The sequence below is a fragment of the Desulfobacter sp. genome (assembly GCF_050177295.1).
Map to the genome: position 1 here is coordinate 1 of NZ_JBFXHE010000231.1, position 6,974 is coordinate 6,974.

Genomic DNA, 6,974 nt, shown 5'->3' on the forward strand with positions numbered 1-6,974 from the left:
TTGAGATTGATCCTATACACCGTGGAGACATCCGTTTCATCCCGGCTGATCACATAAAGAACTCCTTCGGGATTCATGGACATATCAACGACGCGTTCGGTTTCAGCCAGGGAAAGGAGCTCAACTGGGTCTGGAAACACGCCGCCGCCCAGGATTACCTGGGGCAGTTCATCCACGTATGCCCAGGTGCCGTAAGCATCCACCGTGGACGGGGGCTGATTGGAAAGCAATCGCGCCTTAATCCGGGCCTGGATGGGGTCCTGGGATATGAGGTCAAGAATTCGACTGCGTTTCATGCGGAGCACCGGATGGGCCTTTTTCCGGCACCACGCCACGGAGCCGGCCGGATCACCATGATCAAACTGCCCGGGTTCGGACAGCATCCAGAATTTTTGCCGATTGACATCAATCATTTACAAATCTCCGGCACCACCGGGATGGCGATTTTTTTGCCCGTGTCCGTCGGGTCCCATTCTCCCGGACTGCGGCCTTGATTCCCTAATGCCTCATCCAGGTCGGTGACGGGGTCTTCATCTTCGATCACCACCACGTCCAAAAGCTCGGGCAGTTGCCACGCCGACAGGGACATCCGCTGTTCGGCACCGCCTTCCACCAGCTCCCATTGTTTTTCGTTGTTTTGCTTGAACAGGTTCACACCCTCCACCGTGAGCACCCCGGATACCCGGGCCACCGTCACGGCCAGTTCCTGGTTGTCCACCAGGCGGCCCAGGGGCCAACCGGTTTTAAGATGGCCCCCGGGGGACAACGGCCAGAGAAATTCATACAAGGCGGTTTTGATGTTCTGAAATGTCTGCTGCCGGGGGACACCCTCGCCAAGGGTCACGGATACGCCCAGTCCCAAAGGAACATACTCGGTCCCGATCACGTAGAGTTCCACCCCGATGGGCCGCCGATCATCCACATGGTGGTGGACCCGGGCCAGGATATTCCGGTCTGGCCTGGGGTTGGGTGGACGGTGGTAATCCCCCTTGGGCAGGACCATGACACTCATCACACCCACGATGTCAAATAATTTTTGCTGGGGCTTGAATTGGGGAAGCACCTCCACCCGGCCCAGCTCAATGCCCGGCGTTTCCGATGCGATCTGTTTATAATCCTCCCGGGTCACGGCACGGTCACAATGTTTCAACACGGAAGGGATCCGCTTTTCAGCCTCATCCAGTGTTTCGGCATCCATGCCCCCCCGGGTGGGAATCGCCTGGACCACACAGAGGTCCGGATGGCTGATATCCGTCAGGTTGCCCGCACCCATATTGCCTTTTATCCCTCCGCCTGCGCGCATCTGTTCCAGCCTGATCCGGGAACCGCTTTCGGGAACAGCCCCGCGAAGGCCGTCTCCAAAGGTGATGGTTCCGGCCTCGCTGTCCAGTTCAAACACCGTATCGGTCCGGCCGGCCATGTGAAGGGGCAGGGAGTGCCAGTTTTTGTATCCCACCCCTTTTTCCTCAACCTGGAGCTTGAAACTCGATTCCTCCACCGATGTACCGGGCAGGGGCAGGGTCAAATCCGGTGTGCCGTCTGCCGTGGATAAAATCACGTTCCGGATGGTTTTGAACTGGTCGATCTTCACGGCATTGATCCCCACCCAGTCCAGGGCCAGGCTTTCGCTCTGCTGGCGGGGGGTGAGACGGATCCAGGTGACCAGTCGTTTGGCAATGGTCTCATCATCGATCCGGGGCGGATGATTGCCCGTACCGGCATAGATGTTTTCATCCACGTCGTTTTCCGGCAGGGAAATCTGGGTGGAAGAGGGCAGTTTCAACTGAACAATTCCCTGCTTAACGAACCCGTCGGTGGTGTCTTCGTATATGTCCAGGGGAAGATAGGGGATGGTGTAGGCCAGATCATCATCGTCATCCCGACTGGACGGCATGTCCCACTGCCAGTAGTCGGCCATGGTCACGGCCTGCTGTACATATTGATCAAATTCGGGGATTTTCAGCCGAGGTTCAATGCCGATTTGAATCATCTTGAATCCATGCTCATCCGGGTCCAGGGCCTGCCTGACCCGCTCAACCCGGTTGGGATCTTCATCTGCCGTCAGCAGCGCAATCCACAGGGATTGGTCAATGGTGTCCTTTATCACATCAAGCCCAGCCCCTGTTTTATCCGGATCATGGAACATGGGCGTGGTAATGTACTGCTCCCCGTTGCCGGTCCCGATATCATAGACCTTTTCCAGCTCTTCTTTAATGGTGCCGATCACCTCTTCTTCTAGTTCCGACGGCCGCCGTTTGACAAACACCCTGCCGGAGAACGGCATGACCGTAATCTCCTGGGTGGTCTCAAAATCCACGCTGCCTTTGATCTTGGTGTATTGGGGAATCACCACGGGGGTGAATCTCTCTTTGTCGGTTACTTCAAGGGTCACCAGGCCAGTGGCGGCCAATGCCGGCCGCATGGGAATGTTCAGCAGACGCAAAAATTCAAGGCGCTGCCGTTCGGGCAGCAGATTTACCCGGTACAGCAGGGTGTCACCCAGCCATGCGAAAAGATCGATCAGGGTCATTCCCGGATCACCGACCTGGGGGTTGGTCCATTCGGGCGTGTGGGACGGTATCCGTGCCACCAGCTCTTTGACCAGGTCGTCGAAATTTCTGTCATCCAGTCGATATTTTGGAATAGGCATAATCAGCTTCCCAAATTCAATTTAACCGTTGTTGTAACCTGTTCCCGGGTCCGCCTGATTTTGTAGGCAATCTCAATGCGAACCGCCTCCGGTGTATCTTGGTCTTCCCATACCTCCACCCGGAGCACCACCATGCGGTGCTCCCATTGGGCAAGGGACTTGAATACCATTTCCTGGATCTGCCGCCGGGTTTCCAGGGTATTGGGCAGATGCAGAAAATTTGACAATCCCGCGCCGAATCTGGGACGCATCAACTGTTCGCCGGGTCGGGTCAGCAGGATGATGCGGATGGACTGCTTGATGCTGTCTTCCAGGGTGGGATAAAAGAGCGTGCCCTTGTCCGGCACCGAAAGCAGGGGCCACCCCAGGGGGGCGCCGGGAATATTTTTGTTTTTTTTGATGGGACTTGTCTGTGTCATGGTTTAATCCTTTACCTTGAGCCGATCAATGTTCGGCAGGGGAAAACACATGAAAAACCAGGGCATCCACTTGAAAAAGATATTGAACAGTTTCACGATGATGCTCAAAAGAATCAGGGCGCACAAGGTCACAATGGGGATGGACAAAGAGCAGATCATTCCCAGCGATGCGCCGCTCTTATCCCTGCAGGGTCCTGATTTGCCCACATCGGGCAGATCCTTGTGAAAGGGCCAGGGCAGAACGGACAGGACCAGATCACCCAGGGTCATTTTCTTTGTTTTTTTGACTTTGCCGCACATCAAGTCTGAAAACAGGACCATGGCGCTTTTCTTATATTTGCGCAAACCAGCCGGAGAGATGTCAAAGGGCATCCGGATCTTGACCGAGCGGGCCGGGGCCTCAAAATCGAAAAACGGGGCTATGTCAAACTTGCACGTGGCCGGGCTAATCCGGGGCTGGAACAGACGCCCGCAATGGGGTCTTTCAAATACCAACCGCACCACAAACCGGACCTCTTTGGTGTCCAGCAGGGGCGCATGGTTTAGCACCGCGGAGTTTCCTTCACCGTTCATCGGCTTTTGGGCCTTGACCAGTTGATAAATATCCGTTGCCAGTTCATCCAGTTGATCCTGGAGATCCTCGGCAGTTCCCGGTAACACCGAAGCCTGGGAAAAGCGTTTCGGAACCGGGTGGCTCTGGGAAAGGGTCAGTGTCGGATGAGGGTCTGTCAGGGGAAACAGGAAATCCGGCCAGCTCTCATTCATTTTTGATTCGTCCCCCCCGGTCTGGATGCTCCGGTCATAGGATGTGTCCACGGCCTCCAGCTTTTCATCCCAGGCAAGGACTTCAACCAGGGCCTGGGCTAATGTGGGAATGATCCGGATATTTCGCTGCCCTGTGTTGGGAAAAAACAAGGCCTCCTGTTCCTGCTCATCTATCACCTTGTTTTTCAGAAATGTTCTCCTCCATTGCTGAACGACCGCATCTGTGCCCAGGGGTTTTCCAAACACCTCCCGGATGGCCTGGGCGTATAGTTTCGGGAAATGGTTTTCCAGATCCGATGCAAACTGGGTAAAGGGATACCAGTTCCCGGTTTTGGCCTGGCCGAAAACCGTTTGCAGCCAGGTGGCTGTGAATGTTTCCACATCACCCGACGATCCGGCATCCAGGTTGGCCGCCACATTGTCCAGATTAATGGTTGGAATCGTTGCTTCCACATGGGCTTCAAAGGTCCAGTAAAAAACAAGCAGGGACCACAGGGATTTTTCCAGTCCCGCTGAATCCAGTGCATCCGTGTTGAGGGTCAGCACCACCTGGTGTTGCACCGCAGGTATTTTGATTTTATTCAGGCAGTGAATCAGCTTGCCCAGATCCGTATGAAATCCAGGCTCAATTCCCGACACCGCAGCCTCTTTGATCGCCGGAAAGCTGCTTTCCAGCGCTTTGGAAAGATCGGGGAAACTGTGTTTGGAACCGGATATCAATGACGAAAGCACCGACAGGAGGGCGGTGCGGAACCCGGGCGTAAACCCCGGAACAGATGTTACTCTGGCCCTGACTTTTTCGGCCTGGGCTTCGGCGCCTGACAGAATCCAGGAAAGTTTGAGGTAAATTTCAAATTTCCAGAAATCCAGCAGTTTGTCCCACACAGAAAATAATGAACCGTCCTGGGCTTGGGTTTGAAAACCGCTGACAGCCAGGTTTTCAACGGCCAGGTCCAGGAACAGCCGGGTATCCAGCCGGGTGCCGATGATGGCCTTGACCAGCTCTTCTTCACCGGTGCTTAAAAGGGGCTGAGACGTTAATAGATTGGTATTATTTTCATTTTCGGCGATTTTTGCCCATACCCCGGGCAGATGATCGTAAAGAAACCGGGCAAAATCCAGAAGTACATACCAGGAACCGGTCTGGATTTCATCCCGGGCCCTTCGGATGTTTCGGATCAGATTCAGGTCCGGTACCGGTATGTCCAAATCGAAATTGGCGGATGAGACATCCTGTTCGCTGTTTACGCGTTTATCGGTTTCGGCTTGGTCGATCATGGCTTTCCAGGGCGCAATCACATCGGCGTACAAAATTTCCCTGTACAGGTCGGTACCGCCGTCGCCGGACGGGACCGGGCTTGCGATCACCGTGTCCTGGTCGCTGCCCGTGTAGGCCGGTGCATCCATCCACACATCCCTTTGACTAACAGGAATAAGCCCCCCAAACACCTGCCTGAAACGGTCACACCGGTCGGGATAGGTAACCGGAAACAGGGGGTGCTGTTCCTCGTTGGGCAGAATACGCATCACCGCGGCATTGTCGTCTCCATGGACACCCAGTTTCTGCCAGGCCATGCCCGTGGATGTGGCTACAAAGCCGAACTCTTCGGTGACTTGTTTGGTGTTTGTTTTAAGTGCCCGTACCACAAAGGTGGTCCGTTCCCGGGCGCTGAGGTCCACAAGGTAATCGGGAAGCCCCTTTTGTCCTGAAACAAGAGACCCGGTCACCACATAATAGCGCTGGTGAATGGGCTGATACAGTTTAAGCCTATCCGTGGTAGGCAGATCCGGCAAGGATGCCGGGGTGTTGATCTGTTGCTTTATCTGGGCGGTCCGGTTTTCCCGGGAATAATTTTGAACCAGCTGTTTGGTCGTGTTATAGGCTTCTGGCAGAAACACCTTGGGCCGGGTGATTTCCACAGGTTTGGGGGTGGGCATGGGGTTCCGCCAGGTTTCGTGCCGGGCCACCCACTCGGCCAGACGCCAGGGGGTGTGGGTCAGCATGGCGATCATCTCATCCATGAACAGGTCATTGGCAAACCGCAGGATCACCGGCCGGGCCATCCTGCCCTGCCCTGAGCCGGGAAAACGCATCCATGCGCTTTGCTCTCCCCAAAGCGCAGAAGGGGCCATCCACAGGATGTTATGCTGTTTGGTTTGGGTTACCATATGTTTCCTGCCCCCGGTGTATAAGATGCGCTGATCACGCTGTTGGTAATCACGGTCTGGGCCTGGACCACCCCGCTGAATATGGACATGGGCGCGTTCACTTTGACCTGGGCCGCGGACACCGTCACCAGAGTGGCCTGTACTTTAACTTCCAGGGGAGTATTTACCGTAACCCCCTGGGAGTTAATGGTTACCGTGGTGCCGGCTGTGCTGAATTCAATTTTTCCGCTCCCGGCGTCGGTGAGTTCCCCGCTGGTCCCGCCCGGTGTGGTGAATTTGATGGTGGCATTGGCCTGTGTCTCCTCTTCAATGGCAATGCGGGTGCCGGCCTTGCCCACCAGGGTCCAGCGGTCCACGGCATTCCCGCTGCCCCCCAGAGTCTCAGGCGCCTGATCATTGCCGTTCCACAAGGATCCCAGAATGACGGGATAGCGGCTGTCTCCGTTGATGAAGGAGACCACCACCTCGTCATCCACATCGGGAATGAAAAACGTCCCCTTGTTGCCGCCGGCGCATGGTACCGCCACCCTGGCCCAGAGGGTGCCTTCCTGTTGTGTGGCACTGGAATGGGAGAGCAACCTGATTTGGACACGGTTCAACTGTTCGGGGTCGTTCACGGAGGTCACTTTAGCCAGATGTAGATCCTGATTCAGTCCTGGTTGTTGCAGCGGTGCCAACATATTGTTTATATTTATCCTCCCAGATAGGCACATTCGGCGTGGAATGTGGTTTTGTATCCCTGTTCCAGATTAAAGTGGTGGCGGACTCGGGTGACGAAATAGGTGTTTTCAAACCGGGGCCCCACACCGGCAAGGGTTAAATGGGTGCCCACCCGGATGGCCGGGTTTCCTTGTGCTACACCCTGGGCGCAGACAAATTTCCGGGCCCGTTGTGAGAAGTTGGCGTTAACCAGGGCCTGAGCCTCAATGTCGTCCGCAGCCCCTGTCCGGGACAGATGTTCACTGCGCTCC

The 6,974-nt window shown here is 55.5% G+C and carries 6 protein-coding genes; all 6 read right to left on the reverse strand.

From position 1 onward, the window contains the following. Positions 1–413, reverse strand: a 413-nt coding sequence (locus AB7U36_RS15150) for a hypothetical protein (protein ID WP_428160557.1), incomplete at its 3' end; no start/stop codon positions are given. Beyond that, on the reverse strand, positions 410–2,650 hold the full coding sequence (locus tag AB7U36_RS15155; protein WP_428160558.1) for a putative baseplate assembly protein: 2,241 nt from the start codon (positions 2,648–2,650) through the stop codon (positions 410–412). The genes AB7U36_RS15150 and AB7U36_RS15155, both read right to left, overlap by 4 nt. A gap of 2 nt (positions 2,651–2,652) precedes the next feature. Then, positions 2,653–3,069: a GPW/gp25 family protein gene (locus AB7U36_RS15160; protein ID WP_428160559.1), complete on the reverse strand. Its 417-nt coding sequence runs from the start codon at positions 3,067–3,069 to the stop codon at positions 2,653–2,655. 3 nt (positions 3,070–3,072) lie between these two features. Further along, positions 3,073–6,003, reverse strand: coding sequence for a hypothetical protein (locus AB7U36_RS15165; protein WP_428160560.1), 2,931 nt, complete (start codon positions 6,001–6,003; stop codon positions 3,073–3,075). Further along, positions 5,997–6,716: a phage baseplate assembly protein V gene (locus tag AB7U36_RS15170; RefSeq protein ID WP_428160561.1), complete on the reverse strand. Its 720-nt coding sequence runs from the start codon at positions 6,714–6,716 to the stop codon at positions 5,997–5,999. Before AB7U36_RS15170 ends, AB7U36_RS15165 begins: the two co-directional genes overlap by 7 nt. Then, the coding region (locus AB7U36_RS15175; protein ID WP_428160562.1) for a hypothetical protein at positions 6,695–6,974 on the reverse strand (280 nt) is incomplete at its 5' end. The genes AB7U36_RS15175 and AB7U36_RS15170, both read right to left, overlap by 22 nt.